Raw genomic sequence first — 20,454 nt, forward strand, 5'->3', positions numbered from 1 at the left:
TGCGTCAGCGCTCGGGGAGGTTGCCGGCGATGCGGCGGAGGAGGTCCAGGACGGCGTAGGCGGCGCCGAGCTGGACCTCCTCGCGATCCCCCGAGAACACGCGGTCGCGCACGACGAGGCCGCCAGGGTGCGACACGGCCCAGTAGCACAGGCCGACCGGCTTGGTCGCCGTGCCGCCCGTCGGGCCGGCGATGCCCGTGACCGAGATGGCGACGTCGACCTCGCAGAGGCGGCGGACGCCCTGGGCCATCTCGGCGGCGACCTCGGCCGACACCGCGCCGTGGCCGCGCAGGGTGTCCTCCGCGACGCCGAGCAGCCGCGTCTTGGCGCTGTTCGCATAGGTGACCGCGGCGCCGACCAGGTAGTCGCTCGCCGGGTAGCTGGTGAGCAGGTGGGAGATCAGCCCGCCGGTGCACGACTCCGACACGGCGAGCCGCCAGCCCCGGGCGCGCACGGAGCGCCCGACCATCTCCGGGAAGGCGTCGTCCCCCTCCCCGTACACGGCCGTGCCGAGCCGCTCGCGGACGTCGGCCGTCGCCTTCAAGGCCAGCTCGTGCGCCATCGACTGCGTGGCGGCGCGGGCGTGGACCTTCACGTCCACCTCCGGGTAGTGGACGCGATAGCCGAGCGTGATGCCGGGATAGGCCTCCTCCACGCCCTTCAGGAGCTCGCCCGCCGTGGACTCGGGCAGGCCGTAGGTGCGGAGGCGGACCTGGAAGGTGTTGTTCGGAGCCGCCGGCCGCACGCGCGGCAAGACCTGCTCGGTGAACATGGCCTTCATCTCCCGCGGCACGCCCGGGAGGAAGAAGACCGTGGACTCGCCGAGGTGGATCCCGAAGCCGGGCGCGGTGCCAGAGGGGTTCGGCAGGATCTCCGACCCGGCGGGGACCTCGGCCTGCTTCTCGTGGCCCGCGTTCATCGTCTTGCCGCGGCTCTCGACGCGGCGGCGGATGGCGAGCAGCGTGCTCTCGTCGCGCACGAGGTCGGTGCCCGTCGCGCGCGCGGCGGCGAGCGCGGTGAGGTCGTCGGTCGTCGGGCCCAGGCCGCCGGTGGCGATCACCAGCCGGTGTGCGCTCGCGAGCTTCTGGACGGCGGCGACGATGCGATCCACGTCGTCGTCGACGGTGAGGGACTCGCTGACCGTGAAGCCCGCTGCGGTGAGCTCGGCAGCGAGCCAGGCCGCGTTGGTGTTGAGGATCTCGCCCCGGGTGAGCTCGGTCCCGATCGAGAGAAGCGCGACAGTCATTGGGAAGGGGGACTGTAACCCAATCCGGAGCCGACGGAGCGCGTTTCCGGACGGTTTTGCGGTCGTTTGGGCGCGGTTGTCGCCGTTCGCGTGCCATCCCTCCTCCCTCCGCGAGCTCCCCCTCTCCGCGAGCTCCCCTCTCCGCGAGCTCCCCCTCTGCCCTCCTCTCCCCCTCCCTCTCCCCTCCCCTCCGACGCCGCCGTGAGCGGCGCGGCGCGCGCTCACGGCGGATAGGCGCACCGGAATCCGAGATCGGGCGAACGGGTGGATACGGGGACGAGCCGCCGATTCCAGGTGCGTAGCGCCGAGGCCGCCTCGTCGGCCCACGATCCACCGTGAGTTCCCGACATCCCGTCGTCGGGTCGATCGGGCGCCGCCCACTCGGCGACATTGCCGGCCAGGTCGAACACACGCCCGCCCGCGTGCACGGCGGCGCCGTCAGGGCGCGAGCCCGCGAGCTCAGCGCCCGTCGCGCCCCATCCGCACGGCCCCGCGCGCAGGCCGAAGGCGACACGACGGCAGACCGCGCCGGTGTCCCCCCACGGGTACCGCCGGCTCGACGGGCCCGCCGCGGCGAAGGCCAGCTGGTTGCGCGAGGGGAGCGATCCACCCGCGAACGCGCAATACCGGGCGGACTCTTCCAGCGTGACGCCCGTCACCGGGACGCCGGGCTCGCCGCGCAGCGGCAGCGCCGCGCAGGCGCCGGCCGCGACGCAGGCCGCGTAGCGCTGCTCGGTGACCTCGAACGCGTCGAGCGAGAACGCCGGGACGAACACCTCGCGCGCCTCGACGACGCCCTGCGCCTCCCAGTCGCTCGGCCCGAGCCGCAGCGTCCCGGCGGCGATGCGCACGGTCGCGCCCGGCGCGACGCAGCCGGCGAGGGTCGCCGAGAGGCCCGCGCCGCATCGGCTCGGCGCGCCCGCGCAGCGGCCGGCGTCGTCGAGGCGCTGGCCTTCGCCGCAACATCGCGGGCCGAGCGCGACCATCCCCGGCGCGCAGCGCGCCGGCGGCCCGGCCCGGTGGCGAGCGAGCGCCGTGATGCCGACGATCAGGAGGGCCGCGCCCGCGGACAGGCCGGCCTTCCAGCCGAGCCTCCGTCCGGCGCTCGGCGTTGTCCCCACCTCAGGGCGGCGGCGATGCGGCAGCGTCCGCCTTCCGCCGCGCGCCGGACGGCTCCCGCGCGCCGGCGGTCTTCCCGCGCGCCGGCGTGGCCTCGATCATGCTCACGAGGCGCGCGAGCGCGTCGAGGAGCGCCGTCCGGACCCGGTCGTACGTCTTCGGGCCGACGTCGCCCCGCTTCCGCGCGCGCTCGAGCTCGACGAACTCGTCGAGCAGCGCGTCGCGCGCCTCGAGCAGCTCTCGCCGCTCCTCCTCGTCGGGCCCGCGATCGTCCTCGCGCCGGCGGACGAAGTTCAGCGCGGCCCCGCCGATCACGGCCGCGCCGGCGAGGACGAGCGCGACCCAGCGGCCCACGCCGGGCGTCGGCAGCCCGCCCAGCGTGATCTCGATGGTCCTCAGCCCGCCCTCCGTGCGGTTGCCCGCCTTCTCGGTGATCAGGATCTTCTTGCCGTCCCGGTTCTGGGTGCGCTGCGCCGCCGGGAAGCCGGCGACGTTCAGCGTCATGGACTTCGACGCCTCGGCCATCACCCGCAGCTGGGCGATGCGCGGCGGCAGCTCGATGCGGATCGTCTGACGCTCGTCCTGGCTGAGCGGGACCTGCCAGCGGAACTGCCCCTCGTGGCGGCCGGGGCTCACGGTGCCGCGCAGCGCGACGCCGGTGCCCTTCACCTCCTCGAAGCGCATCTCGTCCATGCCCTCGCTCTTGTTGAACGCCTTGTAGTCCGGCGGGAGGGCGAACGTCTCGTTGGGGAGCCAGGCGACGCGTCCGAGGTTGTAGACCTGGAACAGCTGCTCGACCGAGATCGAGTCCTGCCGGAGCTGGAGGTAGATGATGCCCTGCGACCCGACCAGCAGGCCGTTCACGTCCGGCGTGGCCTCGTAGACGTGGAGCACGGCGCGCTTTCCGGCCTCGGCGCTGAGCCCGAAATGCGGGAGCGAGAACGTCCCGCCGTTGCGCGTGACCGAGATGCCGTAGCTCGTGCCGCCGCCGATCGTGAGGTTCTCGAGCCGGACGGTGCCCGCGTCGTCGGTCTCCCGCGTCACGCGCTCGCGCGATTCGCCCTTCGTCACCGAGCTTTGCAGGATGTCGACGTCGACGGCGACGCGAGGGATGGGCTGCCCGTTCGCGTCCTGCACGGTGAGCGCGATGGCGCCGGGCGGAAGGCCGGCATCTTCCTGGACGGTGTCGTCGGGCGCCTCGAACAGGCCGGTCAGCTCCTCGGCGGCGCGCCGGGATGCGGCGCCTCCCGCGGGCGGCTTGCCCACGGGAGGGTGGCCGGAAGGCAGCTCCTGCCCGACCTCGGGATGACCCGGCGGGAGGGCGCCAGCGGCGTCGGGCGCGCCCGCGTCCGCCGCAGCCGTCGAGGCCGCAGCGGGGCTCGCGCTGCCGGCAGCGGCGGCCGGCGGCTTCGCCGCGCTCGGCGCCGTCGTCTTCGCGTCCTGCTTCGGCGCCGCGGGCTGCGCGGGAGCCGCCTTGGGGGCCGCGGGCTGCGCCTGCGCCGCCGGCTGCGCCGGGGTTGCGGCGGCCGCCGCGGGCTGCGCCGGGGCCGCGGGCTGCGCCTGCGACGCCGGTGCCGCGGTCATGCTCAGCGAGGCGATCGCGGCCAGCGCGGTGTACCTGGACCAGCGCATCACGACGCCCTCCTGCTGTCGTTCTCGTCGACGCCGGCCGCGGCCTCCTCCGCCGCAGCCTGCTCGGCCAGAGGCGCGCCGGGCGCGCACTTCGTCCCGCACTTCTTGCAAAACACCGCGTCCTCGTCGTTCAGCGTGCCGCAGGCCGCGCACGCGATCGCCGGCGCAGCCGCGCCCTCCGCGGTCGCCTCGGCCTCGTCGCGCTCGCCCTCCGCCGGCTCCGGAGCGCGCTCCTGCTCCGGCGGCTTGGCCCTGGCGCGCCTCCGCTTCGCCGGCCTCGCCTCCGAGGCGGCGCCCGCGGCCTCGCCCGCGGCGGCGCCCGCAACCTCGCCCTCGGCGGCGCCCGCGGCCTCGCCCTCGGCGCCCTCGCCCTGCTCCGGCGCCTCCACGCCGCCGTCGTCCTGGAGGCCGGCGCGCCGGAGGTGCCTCGCCACGAGCGCGGCGACCTGCTCGCGCCGCGGCTGCGCGTCGGCGTCCAGCACGCGGAGCAGCCGCTTCGCCTCGGCGCGGTACTTCGCGACGAGATCGGCGTAGTCCTCGTCGCTGATCTTGCCGACGCTCCGCTCGAACTCCAGGTCCTTGAGCGCGCGCAGGACGGCCTGCTTCTGCTCCTCCTCGGCGCGCGGCGCGCCGATCGCGTACGCGTCGGCGCCGCTCAGCGGGGTCTCCCCGAGCAGCACGCGGAGGCTCGCCCAGAAGATGGCGATCACCGCGACGAGCGCGCCGCCCGCGAGCACGAGGATCGCCGCGGGCGGCCCCGCGACGAGCCCCGCGACGCCGGCGCCCGCGAGCGCCGCGAGCGGCACCCCGAAGCGAGCGTAGTGCACGATCTGCCGCTCGAGCGGCGAGCCAGAGCCCCGGCTCACGGCCTCGTGGGCCGTGGCCGAGGCGGCGCTTTTGGCGGATGTTTCGGCGCTCATTCGCGGTCTTCGCGGTCGAGGTTCTTCAGCTCCTCGTCGAGCTTGTCGTCGTAATCGTCGCGCCCGCCGGGGACAACGCCCTTCGGGGAGCGCTCGACGGCGGCGCGCGCCTCGTCGCTGCGCCGCTTCCATCGGCGCAGCGTGACGATGACGACGCCGGCGCCGGCCATGATGGCGGCGAGCGGGAAGAGGTAGAGCAGCCGCTGGCTGCCCTTGTTCGGCGGCACGGCCAGCGCCTCCGCGCCGAAGCGCTCGGCGTAGGCGGCCTGGATGGCCTCGATCGACAGCCCCGACGCGAGCGCCTCGCGGAGCTGGTCGCGGCGCTCGTGCGCGGTGCCGCAGGTGCACGTCCCGAGGGTCTCGCGCGGGCAGCCGCACGTGCAGATCAGGCTCCAGAAGAGCTTGCGCTCGGTCTCGTTCTGGATGCCGACGGTGCCCGAGCGCTGCATCCCCTCCCCGAGCTGCTGGCCGTGGGCGAAATCCGGCGAGCGCAGCAGGACGACGAGGGCGATGAGGCCCGCGGCGAGGAGGGTGATCCCGTGGATGAGGTGTCGTGTGCGGCTCATTCGAAGGCTGGCTGCCTCGGCTCGGCAGGGGTCGGGAGCATTGCACCGATCGCGGGCGCCCGCCCGGGATCAACCGACGCGCCGGACGCGGGGGCGCCGGCCTCGCCGTCCGCGCCCCCCGGCGCGCTCAGGATCGGCGGCCCGAGCCGCTCCTGGATGGGGTGCCCGTAGGCCTGCGACGGGCCGCCGGCGAGCAGGAAGGCGAACACGACCGACGCCGTGACCGACCCCGCCGCCCGGACATAGCCGAACGCGCCGGCCTCCTCGAGGGCGATGTCGGGCCACATCGCGATGAGCGCCCCGAGGACGAGGATCCCCGCGCCGAACCACATGAACGAGATCAGGTTGTTCACGTGCAGCTGGAAGGAGGCGACCTTCGTCTGCGGGTTCGCCATCCCGATGATCACGTAGAGGTCGTTCTTGAGCGTGATGTGCCGGGCGACCTCGGTCGACGGCGCCTCCGGGGTGGCCTTGTAGATGTACTTCGCCGGGCTGATCCGGCCGACCGGCGCGCCGTGGCGCTCGACGTCGAGGTCGGCGAAGACCATCCGCTTCTCGCTGTCGACCTCCATGCGCGGGCCGGCGTAGACGAGGCGGTACTCCTCGATCTGCACGGCCTCGCCCGGGCGGAGGCTGATCTCCTTGTCGACGCCCCACGCGCGGCCGGCGAACCCGATGAACATCACCGCGATGCCGACGTGCACGATGTAGCCGCCGTAGCGGCGCCGCGACCTGGCGACCAGGTTGTAGAAGGAAGCGAAGAGCGACTCGCCCCCGCGCTTCTGCCGCGCCGCGATGCCGCGGGCGAACTCCTGGATGACGACGGCGATGTTGAACGCGGCGATCGCGACCGTGAAGAACGGGTAGGTCGACGCGAGCTTCGCGAGCGCGTCGCCGAGCTGGCCGGGGTAGATCGGGTCGACGGCGACGAACGGGGCGAAGCCGACCTTCCTGCCGAGCGCGAGGTGGAGCGCCGCGGTGACGGCCGTGGCCAGCACCGGCCAGCGGAAGCTCCTCCGGAACAGCTCCGGCGACGTCTTCCGCCACCCGAGCAGCGGCGCGACGCCCATCAGGAAGAAGACCACGAGCGCGACCGGCGGGAGCCACATGTTGTAGAACGTGGGCCCCAGCGTCGACTTCTGATCGAGCAGCCACTCGCTGATGCGCGGCCACACGGTCGCGACCGCGATGAAGATCATGATGCTGAAGAGGCCCCAGTTGTTGAAGAGGAACGCGGCCTCGCGCGACAGGAGCGACTCGAACTGACCGTCGCTGCGCAGCCGCGGCAGGCGGTAGACGATGAGCGCGGTGCACGTCGCCAGGATCACGGCCATGAAGCCGACGAACCAGATGCCGATGCCGGACTGGGCGAAGGAGTGCACGCTCGCGATGAGGCCCGACCGCGTGAGCCAGGTGCCGAAGATGGTCAGGAAGAACGTCCCGCAGATGAGCGAGACGTTCCACACCTTCAGCATGCCGCGGCGCTCCTGGATCATCGTCGAGTGCACGTAGGCGCTCGCCGTGAGCCACGGGAGGAACGCGGCGTTCTCGACCGGATCCCACGCCCACGGGCCGCCCCAGCCGAGCTCCTCGTACGCCCAGAGCATCCCGAGCACGTTGCCGATCGAGAGGAACAGCCAGGAGAAGAGCATCCACTTCCGCGTCGCGACGATCCACTCGCTGTCGAGCCGGCCCGTGGCGAGCGCGGCGATCGCGAAGGCGAACGGGACCGCCGCGCTGGTGAAGCCGACGTAGAGGCTCGGCGGGTGGATGATCATGTAGAAGTTGCGCAGCTGGTAGTTCAGCCCGTTGCCGTCGAGCGGGGCGCCCGCGACGCTCGTGCGGAACGGGTTCACCGCGAAGATCATCAGCGCCGCGAAGAAGATGAGGACGCTCATCAGGGTCGCGATGACGTACGGCTGGAGCTCCAGGTACCGGCGCCGCAGCCAGTAGACGCAGCCGCCGGAGAACACCGCGGTCAGGAACATCCACCAGAGCAGCGAGCCGTCCTGCCCGCCCCAGAGCGCCGCGATGAGGTACGGCGTGGTCATCGACCGGTCGCTGTACTGGGCGACGTAGGCGATGCGGAAATCGTGGCTGACGAAGGCGTACGCCAGCACCAGCACGCCGAGCCCGACCAGCGCGATGGTGCCGTACGCGCCGAGCCGCGCCGCCTGGAGCAGCCGCGGCCGCCCGCGCGCCGACGCGAGCGCCACCGCGAAGGTGTACGCCGCGGTGACCAGAATGGCGTAGAGGACGCCGGTCCCGAACTCAGGAAGAGATTGCCACATCGTCGTGGCCGCAAGCTTAGGCTTGCCCGGCGCGCGGGGCCAGCGCACCGCGCCCGCCGATTCGGCCATCGCTGCCGCGGAACCACGCCGCGGCGCGCGCGGCGCTCGCGACCGCCTGCCCCGTCCTCGGCCCGGCGCTTTTTCTGGCGGGGCTGCACCCTGCCCCGCCGACCGCGGTCCGCGCTCGTCGACGCCGACCCCCGCGCGCTCGCCGCCGACGCCCACGCGCACGCCGCCGGCCCGCGCTCGGTCCCTCCCGGCGTGACCCCGATGTGACGGAGCATGCATTACGGCGTCACCGCCGTCGTCGCTCGCGCCTTCGCCTGCGCCGTGCGTCATGTCGAGCGCTCCGGAAGAGCTTCGTTTCAGCCTCGGCGTTGAGAACGGCGCACTATACTCCGAGCATGGCGATCGCTGCCGACGCTGGCCGCCCGACCGATCTCATCTACGACTGGAACGAGGTGGGCCGCGTCGGGCGGGTCATCCCGAAGGAGATCGGCTTCTTCGACGAGACCCTGCGCGACGGCCTGCAGAACCCCTCCGTCGCCGACCCGAACATCGAGAGCAAGCTCAAGCTGCTCCACCTGATGGCCAAGGTCGGCATCCACGTCGCCGATATCGGCCTGCCCGGCAGCTCGCAGCGGGCCTTCGAGGACGTGCTCCGGATGTGCAAGGAGGTGGCGGACAACCGCCTGCCGCTCCGCGTCGCCTGCGCAGGCCGCACGGTCGTCTCGGACATCACGCCGATGATCGAGATCTCCCAGCGCGCGGGGATCCCGGTCGAGATCTACGCCTTCATCGGCTCCAGCCCGATCCGCCAGCTCGCGGAGGCGTGGGACGTCGACCTCATCGCCCAGCGCAGCGCCGCCGCGATCGACGCGGGCGTGAAGGCCGGGCTGCCGGTCGCCTACGTCACGGAAGACACGACGCGCTCGCGCCCCGAGGTGCTGGCGACGCTCTTCAAGGTCGCCATCGACCACGGCGCGTCCCGGCTGTGCCTGTGCGACACCGTGGGGCACGCGACGCCCGACGGGGTGCGCAACCTCATCAACTTCACGCGCGCCATCGTCGCGGGGGCCGGGGCGTCGGTCGGCATCGACTGGCACGGCCACAACGACCGCGGGCTCGCGCTCGAGAACGCGATCTGGGCGCTCCAGTTCGGCGCGGACCGGGTGCACGGCACCGCCCTCGGCATCGGCGAGCGCGTCGGCAACGCCGCCATGGAGCTCATCCTGCTCAACATGAAGCTCCTCGGCCTCCTCGAGCACCAGGACCTCACCCACCTCCTCGAGTACTGCACGACGGCCGCGCAGGCGGTCGGCTGGGAGGTCCCCATCAATTATCCCCTGGTCGGACGGGACGCCTTCCGCACGGCCACCGGCGTGCACGCGGCCGCCATCATCAAGGCCGAGGCGAAGGGCGACGCCTGGATGGCCGACCGGATCTACTCCGGCGTCCCCGCCGGCATGTTCGGCCGCAAGCAGGAGATCTGCGTGGGCTACATGTCCGGCGCCTCCAACGTGAACTACTGGCTCAGGCAGCGGAAGATCGAGCCCTCGAAGGAGCTCGTCGACGCCATCCTCGCCAAGGCCAAGGCCACCGACCACATCCTCGGCGAGGAGGAGATCCTGGCCGTCATCGAGCAGCACCACGGCCATCAGGCCTGACCCCGCGGCGCCGGCCGGGGCCCTTCCCCGCCGGCCGGGCCAGACCCACCGGCCGGGAACGGCCCCCGGGCGTTCGGCGTTTCGGCGGATCCGGAGTAGAGATCCACGCCGTGGCCGAGCAGGACAAGCAACCCGCAGCGGAAGCCGACCGGCCCGAGCGCCGGTCGCGGCTCGATACCGTCCTGGCCGCGATCGCCGCGCTGGTCTGCTTCCTCGCCGCGACCACGCTGCGCGATCTGGGCCCGCGGTTCCTGCCGCAGGCGCCGATCCCCGCGCCGCCGGTGCCCGCCTGGGTCGAAGGGCGCGCGGCCGATCTCACCGCCACCGTGCGCGACGAGCAGGGGCGCCCGCTCCCGGACGCGACGGTGCGCGTCTTCGCGCTGCGCGAGGACCGCGCCTACTTCGCCGGCGAGCAGAGGACCGATCCGGCCGGCGAGGCGCGCTTCGCCGGCCTGCCTTCCGGGGAGACGTGGGTCCTCGCGTACGGCGCGGAGCGGGCCCGCGCCTCGGCGCGCCTCGCCCTCGAGCCGGGCCCCCGCGCCGTCGACCTCGTGCTGCGGCCCGCGAAGGTGCTGGACGTGCAGGTCGTCGACGAGGCCGAGCGCCCGATCGACGGCGCCGAGGTCACGGTCGCGACCGCCGATCCCCTCCCCTTCGTGGCGACGACCGCCGAGGGGGGGCGCGCGCGGTTCGAGCGGCTCGGCGCGGCGCCCTACGTCGTCCGCGCGTCGGCGCTCGGCTTCGAGGACACCGTGCGGACGGGCGTCGTGCCGGGGCCGGTGCCGCTCCGGCTCCGGATGGATCGGCTCGGCGCGCTCACGGTCCGCGTGGTGGACGCGGCGGGGCAGCCCGTCGACGGCGCGACCGTGCTCGCCGCCGGCACCGGCCTGTGGCCGGCGCGCAGCACGACCACCGACGCGACCGGCGCCGCGCGGATCGCCGGGCTCCGCGACGGGGTGTACGACCTCAAGGCGCGGCGCGGGGCGGCCGTGAGCGCGACCGCGCTCGCCGTGCCCGTGAAGCGCGGCGAGGGCAAGGAGGTGAAGCTCGTCCTCGGGCCCGGCCGCCACGTGCGGGTCCTCGTGACCGACGGCGACGGCGAGGCCGCGCCGGGCGTGAAGGGCGCGAACGTCGTGCTCGTCGAGCAGGGGCTGTCGGCGTTCCCGCTGCACGGGCGCACGGGCGACGACGGGTCCGTGACGCTCGGGCCGATCGCGCCGGGCTACGCGAGCGCCTCGGCCCTCGCGGCCGGCTTCGTGCCGAGGAACGCGGTGCAGGTCGAGGCCGACGCCTCCGAGGTCCGCATCCCCCTGCTTCGCGGCGGCGCGCTCGTGGGCGAGGTCGTCGACGATCGCGGCTACCCGGTCCCGGGCGCCACCATCGAGATCATCGGGGCCGACGCCGAGGGGATGCCCATCGACGAGACCACCGCGATGTCCGAGTTCAGGGACGAGCACTTCGAGCGCGCCCTGCCCGGCCCGGCGCCGCTGATCCCGGCGGGAGAGCTCGGGGTGATGCCCGGCCCCATCCCGGACCTGCCGCGCGGCGACGCGATCCTCCCGGTCGCCGCGGCGCGGTCGGGCGACCCGTGGGTCACGCGCGCCGACGGCACCTTCCGGGCCGAGCCCGTCACCCCGGGGCGCGTCCACGCGATCGTCCGGCACCCGGAGTACGTGGAGACGCCCAGCGAGGTCGTGACGCTCCCGCCGGGCGGCGAGGCCCACGTGCGCGTGGTGATGCGCCAGGGCGGCCTGCTCGAGGGCCGCGTCCTCGAGGAGGACCGCAGGCCGGTCGCCGGCGCGCGCGTCGAGCTGGCCGCGACCGCGGGCTCGCTCGAGCGGGTGACGTACTCCGCCGACGACGGCACGTTCGCGTTCGCCGCGGTCCCCGACGAGGTGCTCGTCTCGGTGTCCCGGCCCGAGTCGCCCGGGGACGTCGTGGCGCGCCTCGTCGTCGCGGTCCCGGAGCGCGATCGCAAGGAGATCGAGGTCGTCCTCCCGAAGGTGCGCGAGGCCGTGGCGATCCGCGTCACCGACGATCGCGGCTACCCGCTCGACCGCACCGAGGTGCGCGTCCTCTCGCTCGACGTCGCCGTCCCGCTCCGGAAGACGCTCTTCACGGACGACGGCGGCGACGCGCTGCTGCCCGACGCCGCCGGCCTCCCGCTCCGGATCAGCCTCGTGCGCTCCGGCAGGGCCCCGCGCGTCGAGCAGGTCGACGCCGCGCCGAAGGAGCTGCGGCTCGAGATGCGCGCCGCGCTCAAGGCCACCGGCACGGTGACGGGGCGCGGCGGGCGCGAGCGGCTCGAGGGCGCGCGGATCACCCTGTTCTCTCCGACCGGGCCGCGCCGCGCCACGAGCGACGCGGAGGGCGCCTTCACGCTCGGGGACCTCGCGCCGGGGCAGTTCCGCGTGACGGTGACCCGCGACGGGTTCGCGCCGGCCACGCTGCGGGTCACCCTCGCCGGCGACCCGGATCGCCCGGCGGACCTCGGGCGCATCGACCTGTTCGAGGCCGGAGAGGTCGCCGGCCAGGTCGTCGATCCGCGCGGGGATCCGGTCGCCGGGGTCCGCGTCGCGCGCGACCGCGTGCCGACGTACCTGCCGCTCGGCCCGCTGCCGCCGGGCGTCGTGCTCACCGACCGCGACGGGCGGTTCCAGCTCGGCGGCCTGCCCGAGGGCACGGCGGTGCTCGAGGCGTACAGCGCGGATCTCGGGCGCGCCGAGTCGCAGCCGGTGCAGGTCCGGGCCGGCAGGACGACCGAGCGGGTTCGGATCGCGCTGCCGGGCGACGGCGCGCGGCAGGACCCGAAGGGCGCCGGGAGCCTGGCGGTGACGCTCGGCGAGGAGCGCCGGACCGTGACCGTGGTGTCGGTGCCCCCGGCGAGCGAGGCGGAGGAGGCCGGCATCGAGCCCGGCGATCGGCTCCTGTCCGTGAACGGCGTCGAGGTGCGCTCCATCGAGGAGGCGCGGCGGCGGCTGACCGGGCCGCTGTCGGAGGACGTCGTGGTGCTGCTCGCGCGCGACGGCGAGCGCGGCGAGGCGCGGTGGCTCACGCGGGTGCGGCGGGAGCGGGTGCGGCGGTAGGCGGGCGGGAGCGCGGCGAGGCGGCGGGCGCCGCCCGATCTCAGTTCTTCGCCTTGGCCAGCACGATCGCGCGGCCGTCGCCGATCTCCCAGCGCAGCGTCTGATCCGTGGCGAAGCGGAACTGCGCCTCGTCGAGCCCGCCCTCGGGCCGGAGGAACGCGACGGTCATCTGATCGCCCTCGGCCTTGGTCACCTTGAAGGTGCCGCTGCGCGGCGTCTCCGCGGGCAGGGTGACCGTCACCTTGCTGCCGTTGAACTCGAGCGCCGTCCCCTTGACCCACCCGGTCGCCTTCGTGAGCTGCTCCACGGGCGCGTTCTCGATGGACTCGCCATACCAGCGCCCCTGGAGGCGATCGCGAGGGGTCTTCGAGCAGCCCGACACGGCGGTCAGCGCCATCGCCAGGGCCAGAGCGGTCATGATGCGGTTCTGCATGGGCCTTCCTTCGGGGACTCGAGGGCCCCCGGTGTGGAAAATCCTACGAAGAATGGAACACAATGGTCAACAATGTGGGATGTTTCTGCACACTTACCGACTCGTAGGCCAGGGCCTCGGGGGTGGACACCGCGGCTTCTGGGGCGGGTGAGTTCGCGCTATAGGGTTCCGCCCGAGGAGCGGCGCGGAGGGCGCGCTCCCTCGCGGCGCGACCACCTTGAGCACGCTGTTCTACGAGAAGCGCCTCGTCCCTCTCGAGCGGACGCGGCTCCTGAACTCCATCGTCGCGCGGGCGGCCGACCGATCCGAGGGGCCGCCCGTGATCGTCTTCGATCTCGACGGCACCCTCATGGACAACCGGCCGCGGGTGGTCGCGATCCTCCACGAGCTCGCGGAGGAGTGGCGCCGCAAGCACCCGCACGTCGCCGCCCTCCTCGAGCGCGCGTCGCCCGAGGGCATCGTGTACGGGTTCCAGGACAACCTGCGCCGGCTCGGCGTCGACGACGAGTCGCTCCACCTGCACGCGTTCGAGTTCTGGAAGGCCCGCTTCTTCAACGATCCGCACATCCGGCACGACGTCGAGGTGCCCGGCGCGAGCCGGTACGCGCGCGAGTGCCATGCGGCGGGGGCGACGCTCGTGTACCTCACCGGGCGCGACCTCCCGAACATGGCGCTCGGCTCGTTCGCGAGCCTGCGCGACCTCGGCTTTCCCATCGGGGTCATCGGCACGGAGCTCGTCGTGAAGCCGCGGTTCGAGATGCCCGACACCGAGTTCAAGCGGAGCGTCGCCCCGCAGCTCTCGCGGCTCGGGCGCGTCATCGCGGCGTTCGACAACGAGGCGGCGAACTGCAACCTGCTCGTGGACTGCCACCCCCGCTGCACCGCGGTCTTCCTGGACACGCAGTGCGCGCCCGACCCGCCGCCGCTCGACCCGCGGGTGCAGGTGATCCACACCTTCGAGCGGGAGCCGTGATCCACGCGCGCATCGCCGCCATCGGCCTGCTGCTCGCCCCCGCCGGGTGCGAGCCGTCGCGCCAGCAGCCCGCCGACCTCGTGGAGGCCGGGGCGAGCCCGAACGCGAGGATCCTCCCCGCGCCGCTCGCGAACGAGGCGCCGGACCTGCTCGACGCGTCCACGGTCGAGGCCAGCGCGAAGCTCGCGTCCGACGACTACGGCCGGCTGATCATGTCCGAGGCGAGCCAGCAGTCGCCGCTGCCGCTTGCGCCGGCGACCCCCCTGCCCGACGACGCGCTCTCGGCCCGCGAGCTCTCCGGCGTCACGCTCGGGGCGGCCTTCCGCTGGCGCGACGTGCCGCAGCCCCCCAAGGCGCCCGAGGTGGCGGCCGCCGGCGTCCACGCGGCGCAGCGGCTCACCGACCTGTCGTGGAAGGTCGATCTCACGGAGACGGGCCGCATGCGGGTCCAGTTCACGTCGCGCGCGCTCCCGCTGCCGCCCGGCTCCGAGCTCCGCGCCCGCCACGACGTCTACGGGGAGATCCTGCTCTGGCCGGGCTCGGCCCAGTACCGGGTCGTGCCGCCGGGCGCGCTCCGCACGCTGCTCGGCGAGCGGCGCGTCGATGTCACGCCGCTGTCGGCCGGCTCGGCGCGCCCGGTCGGCGAGGGCAAGCGGCTCGAGGTCGACGTCCGCAAGGTCGAGGTGCACGCGAGCCTCGGCGCGCTGTACCTGGAGCTCGGCAGGATGCCGGAGGCCGGCGACGGGGGGCCCCTGCTCTGCCGGGCGCTCCTGGAGATCCTCGGCGTCGATCCGAAGTCGCCCGAGTGCGTGGCCGGCGAGGTGCCGCTCTACGCGAGCTATGCCTGGCAGAGCGGCGGCGGCGTCGCGTTCGAGGTCACGTCGGCGGTCCGGCGCACCGACCTGCTCTCGACCGACCTGCTCATGCCGCCCCCGAGCTCGGCGTACACCGCCGCGGGGCTCCCGTCGGCGCAGGGCGGCGTCTTCCTGACGCGCGACGAGCTCGCGGCCATCCGGACCGACCCGCTCCCGCTGCCAGCGAGCGTCGACCCGGGCGCGCCCGGCGAGGGCTTCGTCGCGGTCAACCAGACCGACGCGCTGTACTACCTGCTCGTCGACGGCATCCCCGCGGTCGCGGTGCCTCCGATGAGCGAGCGCTACGTCGCCGGCCCCCAGCGCGGGCGTTACGTCGTCCAGTGGCGCACGTTCCTCGGCGAGAGCATCGACCCGCCGCAGACGGTCGAGATGCCGGCGCGCCTCGTGCGCAGCGGCGCCGACGCGGGCGCGGCGGGCGGCGACTGAGCGGGAGCGGCGGGCGGCGGCCGGGTGGGCGCGGCGGACGGCTCTAGCTGCCGGGCGCCGTCTCGGGGCTCGACAGGAGCCCGGCGATGTCGTCCGGGATCCGCGTCAGCGTGAGGTTCGAGCCGAGGCACGCGAGGAGGATGTCGCCGTCGCAGATCACGTCCTCGCCCCGGAGGATGCGGTAGCTGAAGCGCGCGGTCACCCGCTGGACCTCGCGGCAGGTCGTCTCGACCACGAGCTCGTCGCCGAAGCGCGCCGCCTTGCGGTACTTGATCCGCAGCTCCGCGACCGCGAGGTGGAGGTCGCGCCGCACCATCTCCTCGTAGGAGACCCCGCGGCGCTTCAGCCAGTCGATGCGGCCGGCCTCCAAGTAGACGACGTAGTTCGCGTGGTGGACGATGCCCATCAGATCCGTCTCGCAGAAGCGGACGGTCAGCGGGGTGCGCGAGGTGAGGTGCGGGGGCGCGTCGGGCGGAGGGAGGGGCTGCATCGCGAGCGGCGCGGAGACTAACCCACTTTCGACCCGGCGGGCGGGGCGGCCGCGCGACCTGGGATCCGCGCGTCCGGAGGCGGCCGGCGGCGCGCGGGGGGCGAGGGCGCGCCTCGGCGCTGGTGGCGGGGGCGCCGCGATGGTAGCGCGGCCCCATGGCGAATGTCCGGACGCTGCTGTCCGCCGAGCAGATCGGCGCCCGCGTGCGCGACCTCGGCGCGCAGATCACCAAGGACTACGCGGAGCGGCGGCTCGTGCTCGTCTCCGTGCTCAAGGGGAGCTTCGTCTTCACCGCCGACCTCGCGCGCCACATCGACCTGCCGGTGCGCATCGAGTTCCTCGGCGTGCGCAGCTACGGCGAGGGCACGGACTCGACCGGCGTCGTCCAGATCACGCAGGACCTGACGCGGCCGATCGAGGGCGAGGACATCCTCCTCGTCGAGGACATCGTCGACACGGGCCTCACGATCTCGCACCTGCTCCAGCTCTTCCGCACGAGGATGCCGAGCAGCGTGAAGGTCTGCGCGCTCCTGCACAAGCCGGCCCGCGCGCGGGTCGAGGTGCCGATCGACTACCTGGGCTTCACGATCGAGGACAAGTTCGTCGTCGGCTACGGGCTCGACTGGGCCGAGCGCTATCGGAACCTGCCGTTCATCGGCGTTGTGGAGGCGACGTGAGCAAGCGGCTGCTGATGCTCGAGAAGATGACCCGGGAAGGGTCGAAGGACCCGTTCCACTGGTACGCGCTCGCGCTGGAGTACTCCGGGCAGGGCCGCCACGACGACGCGCTCGCCACGTTCACCGCGCTCCGGGCGATCGACCCGAGCTACGTGCCGATGTACCTCATGTGCGGGACGATGCTGGTGAAGGCCGGCCGCCTCGACGAGGGGCGCGCCTGGCTCAGCGACGGCATCGGGGCCGCGCGCAGCAAGGGCGATCAGCACGCGCTGAGCGAGCTCCAGCAGGCGCTCGCCGGGGCGGGCGACGGCGACGCGTGACGCGGTGAAGGCGCCGGGCCCGGCGCCGCGCCTCAGCCGCCCTCTCCCCCGCCCTCGCCGCGGATCCGGCGGAGGCGCTCGCCGATCGTCCGCTCGTAGCCGCGGTCCGTCGGCTCGTAGAACCGGCTTCCGACGAGCGGCTCCGGCAGGTAGGCCTCGCCCATCGCGACGCCGCCAGGCTCGTCGTGCGCGTAGCGGTAGCCCTCGCCGTAGCCCTCGTCGCGCATCAGCCGCGTGACGGCGTTGCGCAGCGTGAGCGGGACCGGCAGCGCGCCGTGCTCGCGCACGGCCGCCTGCGCCGAGTGCCAGGCCGATTTGCACGCGTTCGATTTCGGGGCCGTGGCGAGGTACAGCGCCGCCTGCGTGAGCGGGTAGAGCCCCTCCGGCATGCCCATGCGCCGGAACGCGGCGTCCGCCGCGACGGCGACCTCCAGGGCGCGCGGGTCGGCGTTTCCGATGTCCTCGGAGGCGAAGATCATCATCCGGCGCAGCAGGAAGAGCGGGTCGTCGCCGGCCTCGATCATGCGCATCAGCCAGTAGACGGCGGCGTCGGGATCGGAGCCGCGCATCGACTTGATGAAGGCGCTGATGACGTTGTAGTGCTCCTCGCCGGCCTTGTCGTAGAGCAGCGTCTTGTGCTCGCTCGCGCCGGCGATGAGCTCGCGCGTGATGGTGGTCGCGCCCGCGCGCGCGGCCTCGTCCGCGGCGATCTCCAGCGTGGTGAGCGCCCTGCGGGCGTCGCCCTGCGCGAGCGCCGCGATCGCCGCGAGCGCGTCGTCGTCGGCCGAGACCGCGCCGGAGAGCCCGGCCGGCGACTCGAGGGCGCGGCGCAGGAGCTCGACGAGCTCCGCGGCGTCGAGGCCCTGGAGGCGGAAGACCTTGCACCGGGACAGGAGCGGCGCGTTCACCGCGAACGACGGGTTCTCGGTGGTCGCCCCGATGAGGGTGATCGTCCCGTCCTCGACGTGCGGGAGGAACGCGTCCTGCTGGGCCTTGTTGAAGCGGTGGATCTCGTCGACGAACAGGATGGTGCGCTTGCCCTCGTACGAGCGCGCGGCGCGCGCCTGGGCGAGGATCTCGCGGAGCTCCGGCACGCCGCCGAGCACGGCGTTGAAGGGGACGAAGCGGGCGTTGGTCGTGTGCGCGACGACGCGCGCCAGCGTCGTCTTGCCGGCGCCCGGCGGGCCCCAGAGGATCATCGAGGGGATCCGGTCGGCCGCGATGGCGCGCGCGAGCAGCTTGCCCTCGCCGAGGAGGTGGCCCTGGCCGATCATGTCCGCGAGCGAGCGCGGGCGCATGCGCTCGGCGAGGGGCACCGCGGCCCGGAGCTCCGGCTCGCGCTGCCGGGCGGCGTCGAAGAGGGTCGGCTCGTCGCCCGCGGGCCGCCGCCGCGCGCCGCCGCCGCCGCCGCGCGCGGCGCTCATTCGAAGACCGACCTCGCGCCGGCGGGGCGCTCCGAGAGCAGGACCTCCACGGCGCGGCGCGCGATCGCCGGATCGCGCCCGACCCACCGCACGGTGCCCGCGCCGTCGACGACGAACGTGAGGGGGACCTGCGCGACGCCGTAGGTCCCGGTGAGCCGCTGGCCGAGATCCGCGACGATGGGGAACGTCGCGCCGAGCTCGTACGCGGCGGCCTCGGCGGCGGCCTCCGAGTCGTCGACGTTCACGCCGATCACGGCCACCCCGTCCGCCTTGCGGTCGCGCCAGAGCTCGTCGAGCGCCGGCAGGGTCCGGCTGCACGACGCGCACCAGGACGCCCAGAAGTCGATCACGGTGACCCGCGTCCTCCGGGTGCCGGGCACGCCCACGGTGACCGCCGCCGTCGACTCCGCGTGGAACTCCGGCGCGGAGCTGCCCACGAGCGGGTGGCGCACCGAGGCGGGCATCGCGCCCGGCCCGCACCCGAGCGCGAGCGTCGCGCAGGCCGCGGCGCTCGCGAGGGCGCCGGCGCGGCCAGCCGAGCCGAGGCGCGCCAGGGCGGAGCGCGCGGACGCCGCGAGCGTCGCGCGGACGCCGCCGACGACGCTGACCGAGGAGGGCTTGTTCGCCGCCTTCGCCTGGAGCACGCGGGGAGTTTAACGTCCCGGCGCGCCATGTCCGAGGGGCGCAGGGCGAAAAAGAGCGCGCGGCCGGCGGAAGGAGCGGCCGCTGCGGTCGGCGCGGAGACCGGCTCGATGGATCGCGGCCGCGCCGGAGGGACCGGGAGCGCGCCGCGCGCGAGGCGCCGGCGTTACCCGCGGGCCCCGAAGATGGCGGTGCCGACGCGGACGAGCGTGGCGCCTTCGGCGACGGCTACCTCGAAGTCGTGCGACATGCCCATCGAGAGCTCGGGCAGCACCTCTTGGCCACCGTGCGCGTCGCGCAGGGCGCGCAGCTGCGCGAAGAACGGGAGGACGTCGGCCGGGTTCTCGAGGAACGGCGCGATGGTCATGAGGCCGATGGGTCGGAGGTGCGCGCACCGGGCGACGGCGGCGACGAGCGGCGCCAGGTCGCCGGGCGCGCAGCCGCCCTTCGAGGCCTCGCCGCCGACGTTCACCTCGAGCAGGACGTCGAGCGTGCGGCCGAGCGCGGCGGCGCGCCGGTCGAGCTCCACGGCGAGCTCGTCGCGATCCACGGAGTGCACGACCTGCGCGACGCGCGCGACGACCTTCGCCTTGTTCCGCTGGAGCTGGCCGATGGCGTGCCACACGATCCCGTCGAGGTCGGCGAGCGCCTCGGCCTTCTCGACCAGCTCCTGCGCGTAGTTCTCCCCGAAATCGCGCTGCCCGGCCGCGTAGGCGGCGCGGATGGCCTCCGCGGGCTTCCCCTTGGACACGGCGATGAGCCGGACCTCACCGGGCGCGCGTCCGGCGCGCGCCGCGGCGCTCGCGATCCGTCGCCGCACCTCTTCGAGCCGCGGCGCGATGTTCTCCAGGTCTTCAGAAATCACGCCGCACGATACCGCGAGCTGCCGCCTCGGACACGAGGGCGCGCCCCTGCGCCGGACGCGGCAGCGCCGGCCGCGGCGGAGGCCGGCGCGCCATGCCGGATCCCACCGCCCGAGCGGCGTGCCAGAGTGTGCCTGAGGACCGCGACGATCGCCGGTCAATCCCTGTGATTTCAGGGGTTTTCACGTGGCATGTGGATTGCCATACTTCCGCGTACCCGCCATGCGAAGCCTGCTGTTGCTTACCCTGCTCCTCGCGGTTGGATGCACGTTCAATCCGCAGCCCGAACCGCCGTTCCAGGACGGGGACCCCTCGCCGCCGGGGGCGACCGTCACCGGGGCCGGCAGCACGGGTGCAGGGGGCAACGGAGCTGGCGCTAGCGCTGGCTCTGGCGCTGGCGCTCCGGATCCGGCATCGGGCAGCGGAGGCGGGGGCGGCGCCGGCGAAGCGGGCAGCTCCACGAGCACGGGCAGCGGTGATGGCGGCGGTGGCGGCGCCGGCGGCGCTGGCGGCGAGGGCGGCGAGGGTGGTGCTGGCGGCGAGGGCGGTGCCGGCGGCGAGGGCGGCGAGGGTGGTGCTGGCGGCGCTGGCGGTGCCGGGGGCGGTGACGGCGGCGCCGGTGGTGGCGCTGGCGGCCAGGGCGGCGAGCCCTGCGGCGACGGGGGCGCTGGTGGTGTGGACTGCGGCTGAGCAAGCGCGCAGCCCGACCTTGACGGCGGCGCCCGCTCCGCGCAGACGCGCGCGGAAGTAGACGGCTCATCGCGCTCGACACCGCGCTCCCGCGGACGAGAGGGCGCTGCGCAA

Annotated in this window: 18 protein-coding genes; 7 read left to right on the top strand and 11 right to left on the bottom strand. The window is 74.2% G+C overall.

Going from position 1 to position 20,454, the window contains the following annotated elements; all coding sequences use genetic code 11:
- Positions 1-4: 4 nt before the first annotated feature.
- The 6 genes from WMF26_RS46430 to WMF26_RS46455 all read right to left on the bottom strand — a co-directional run bounded on the left by WMF26_RS46430 (position 5) and on the right by WMF26_RS46455 (position 7,774).
- A complete protein-coding gene (locus WMF26_RS46430) occupies positions 5-1,246 on the bottom strand; it encodes a CinA family nicotinamide mononucleotide deamidase-related protein (protein ID WP_437334421.1) in 1,242 nt (413 codons plus the stop codon).
- Between the two features lie 221 nt (positions 1,247-1,467).
- Positions 1,468-2,367 carry a formylglycine-generating enzyme family protein gene (locus WMF26_RS46435; protein ID WP_437997936.1) on the bottom strand — a complete coding sequence of 300 codons (900 nt, stop codon included), beginning with the start codon at positions 2,365-2,367 and terminating at the stop codon, positions 1,468-1,470.
- Position 2,368: 1 nt separating this feature from the next.
- Positions 2,369-3,997 (bottom strand): carboxypeptidase-like regulatory domain-containing protein, encoded by a 1,629-nt coding sequence (locus WMF26_RS46440; protein ID WP_437997937.1) that lies wholly within the window; start codon positions 3,995-3,997, stop codon positions 2,369-2,371.
- Positions 3,997-4,863, bottom strand: coding sequence for a hypothetical protein (locus WMF26_RS46445; protein WP_437997938.1), 867 nt, complete (start codon positions 4,861-4,863; stop codon positions 3,997-3,999). The genes WMF26_RS46440 and WMF26_RS46445 overlap by 1 nt, the downstream gene beginning before the upstream one ends.
- Before the next feature lie 50 nt (positions 4,864-4,913).
- Positions 4,914-5,483 carry a cytochrome c-type biogenesis protein gene (locus tag WMF26_RS46450; protein WP_437997939.1) on the bottom strand — a complete coding sequence of 190 codons (570 nt, stop codon included), beginning with the start codon at positions 5,481-5,483 and terminating at the stop codon, positions 4,914-4,916.
- Positions 5,480-7,774, bottom strand: coding sequence for a heme lyase CcmF/NrfE family subunit (locus WMF26_RS46455; protein ID WP_437997940.1), 2,295 nt, complete (start codon positions 7,772-7,774; stop codon positions 5,480-5,482). The genes WMF26_RS46450 and WMF26_RS46455 overlap by 4 nt, the downstream gene beginning before the upstream one ends.
- Before the next feature lie 404 nt (positions 7,775-8,178).
- Here WMF26_RS46455 and WMF26_RS46460 point away from each other — a divergent pair, with 404 nt between their 5' ends.
- The gene (locus WMF26_RS46460; protein ID WP_437334427.1) at positions 8,179-9,441 is read left to right on the top strand and encodes a LeuA family protein; all 1,263 of its coding nucleotides are present in this window, start codon (positions 8,179-8,181) and stop codon (positions 9,439-9,441) included.
- Between the two features lie 110 nt (positions 9,442-9,551).
- Positions 9,552-12,527: a carboxypeptidase regulatory-like domain-containing protein gene (locus tag WMF26_RS46465; protein WP_437997941.1), complete on the top strand. Its 2,976-nt coding sequence runs from the start codon at positions 9,552-9,554 to the stop codon at positions 12,525-12,527.
- Positions 12,528-12,567: 40 nt separating this feature from the next.
- Here WMF26_RS46465 and WMF26_RS46470 read toward each other — a convergent pair whose 3' ends face one another.
- Positions 12,568-12,960, bottom strand: a complete 393-nt coding sequence (locus WMF26_RS46470) for a hypothetical protein (protein WP_437997942.1) — start codon at positions 12,958-12,960, stop codon at positions 12,568-12,570.
- Positions 12,961-13,177: 217 nt separating this feature from the next.
- Here WMF26_RS46470 and WMF26_RS46475 point away from each other — a divergent pair, with 217 nt between their 5' ends.
- Together WMF26_RS46475 and WMF26_RS46480 are read left to right on the top strand one after the other, a co-directional pair.
- Positions 13,178-13,933: an HAD family hydrolase gene (locus WMF26_RS46475; RefSeq protein WP_437997943.1), complete on the top strand. Its 756-nt coding sequence runs from the start codon at positions 13,178-13,180 to the stop codon at positions 13,931-13,933.
- On the top strand, positions 13,930-15,234 hold the full coding sequence (locus WMF26_RS46480; RefSeq protein WP_437997944.1) for a hypothetical protein: 1,305 nt from the start codon (positions 13,930-13,932) through the stop codon (positions 15,232-15,234). The genes WMF26_RS46475 and WMF26_RS46480 overlap by 4 nt, the downstream gene beginning before the upstream one ends.
- A 43-nt stretch (positions 15,235-15,277) precedes the next feature.
- Here WMF26_RS46480 and WMF26_RS46485 read toward each other — a convergent pair whose 3' ends face one another.
- Positions 15,278-15,724, bottom strand: a complete 447-nt coding sequence (locus WMF26_RS46485) for an acyl-CoA thioesterase (protein WP_437997945.1) — start codon at positions 15,722-15,724, stop codon at positions 15,278-15,280.
- 155 nt (positions 15,725-15,879) lie between these two features.
- On the opposite strand from WMF26_RS46485, the gene hpt reads away from it, so the two are divergent.
- Both hpt and WMF26_RS46495 read left to right on the top strand, forming a co-directional pair.
- Complete coding sequence (hpt, locus tag WMF26_RS46490; RefSeq protein ID WP_061622783.1) at positions 15,880-16,401, top strand: hypoxanthine phosphoribosyltransferase; 522 nt, start codon at positions 15,880-15,882, stop codon at positions 16,399-16,401.
- A complete protein-coding gene (locus WMF26_RS46495) occupies positions 16,398-16,721 on the top strand; it encodes a tetratricopeptide repeat protein (RefSeq protein ID WP_437952486.1) in 324 nt (107 codons plus the stop codon). Before hpt ends, WMF26_RS46495 begins: the two co-directional genes overlap by 4 nt.
- A 32-nt stretch (positions 16,722-16,753) precedes the next feature.
- Here WMF26_RS46495 and WMF26_RS46500 read toward each other — a convergent pair whose 3' ends face one another.
- The 3 genes from WMF26_RS46500 to WMF26_RS46510 all read right to left on the bottom strand — a co-directional run bounded on the left by WMF26_RS46500 (position 16,754) and on the right by WMF26_RS46510 (position 19,652).
- Entirely contained in the window at positions 16,754-18,145 is a 1,392-nt protein-coding gene (locus WMF26_RS46500; protein ID WP_437997946.1) for a replication-associated recombination protein A, read from the bottom strand.
- Complete coding sequence (locus tag WMF26_RS46505) at positions 18,142-18,789, bottom strand: TlpA family protein disulfide reductase (protein ID WP_437334432.1); 648 nt, start codon at positions 18,787-18,789, stop codon at positions 18,142-18,144. Before WMF26_RS46505 ends, WMF26_RS46500 begins: the two co-directional genes overlap by 4 nt.
- A gap of 164 nt (positions 18,790-18,953) precedes the next feature.
- Positions 18,954-19,652: a YggS family pyridoxal phosphate-dependent enzyme gene (locus WMF26_RS46510; RefSeq protein WP_437997947.1), complete on the bottom strand. Its 699-nt coding sequence runs from the start codon at positions 19,650-19,652 to the stop codon at positions 18,954-18,956.
- A gap of 220 nt (positions 19,653-19,872) precedes the next feature.
- On the opposite strand from WMF26_RS46510, the gene WMF26_RS46515 reads away from it, so the two are divergent.
- Complete coding sequence (locus WMF26_RS46515; RefSeq protein ID WP_437997948.1) at positions 19,873-20,340, top strand: hypothetical protein; 468 nt, start codon at positions 19,873-19,875, stop codon at positions 20,338-20,340.
- Positions 20,341-20,454 lie beyond the last annotated feature (114 nt).

The sequence above is a fragment of the Sorangium sp. So ce185 genome, from assembly GCF_051526825.1.
GTDB classification, from domain to species: Bacteria; Myxococcota_A; Polyangia; order Polyangiales; family Polyangiaceae; genus Sorangium; species Sorangium cellulosum_D.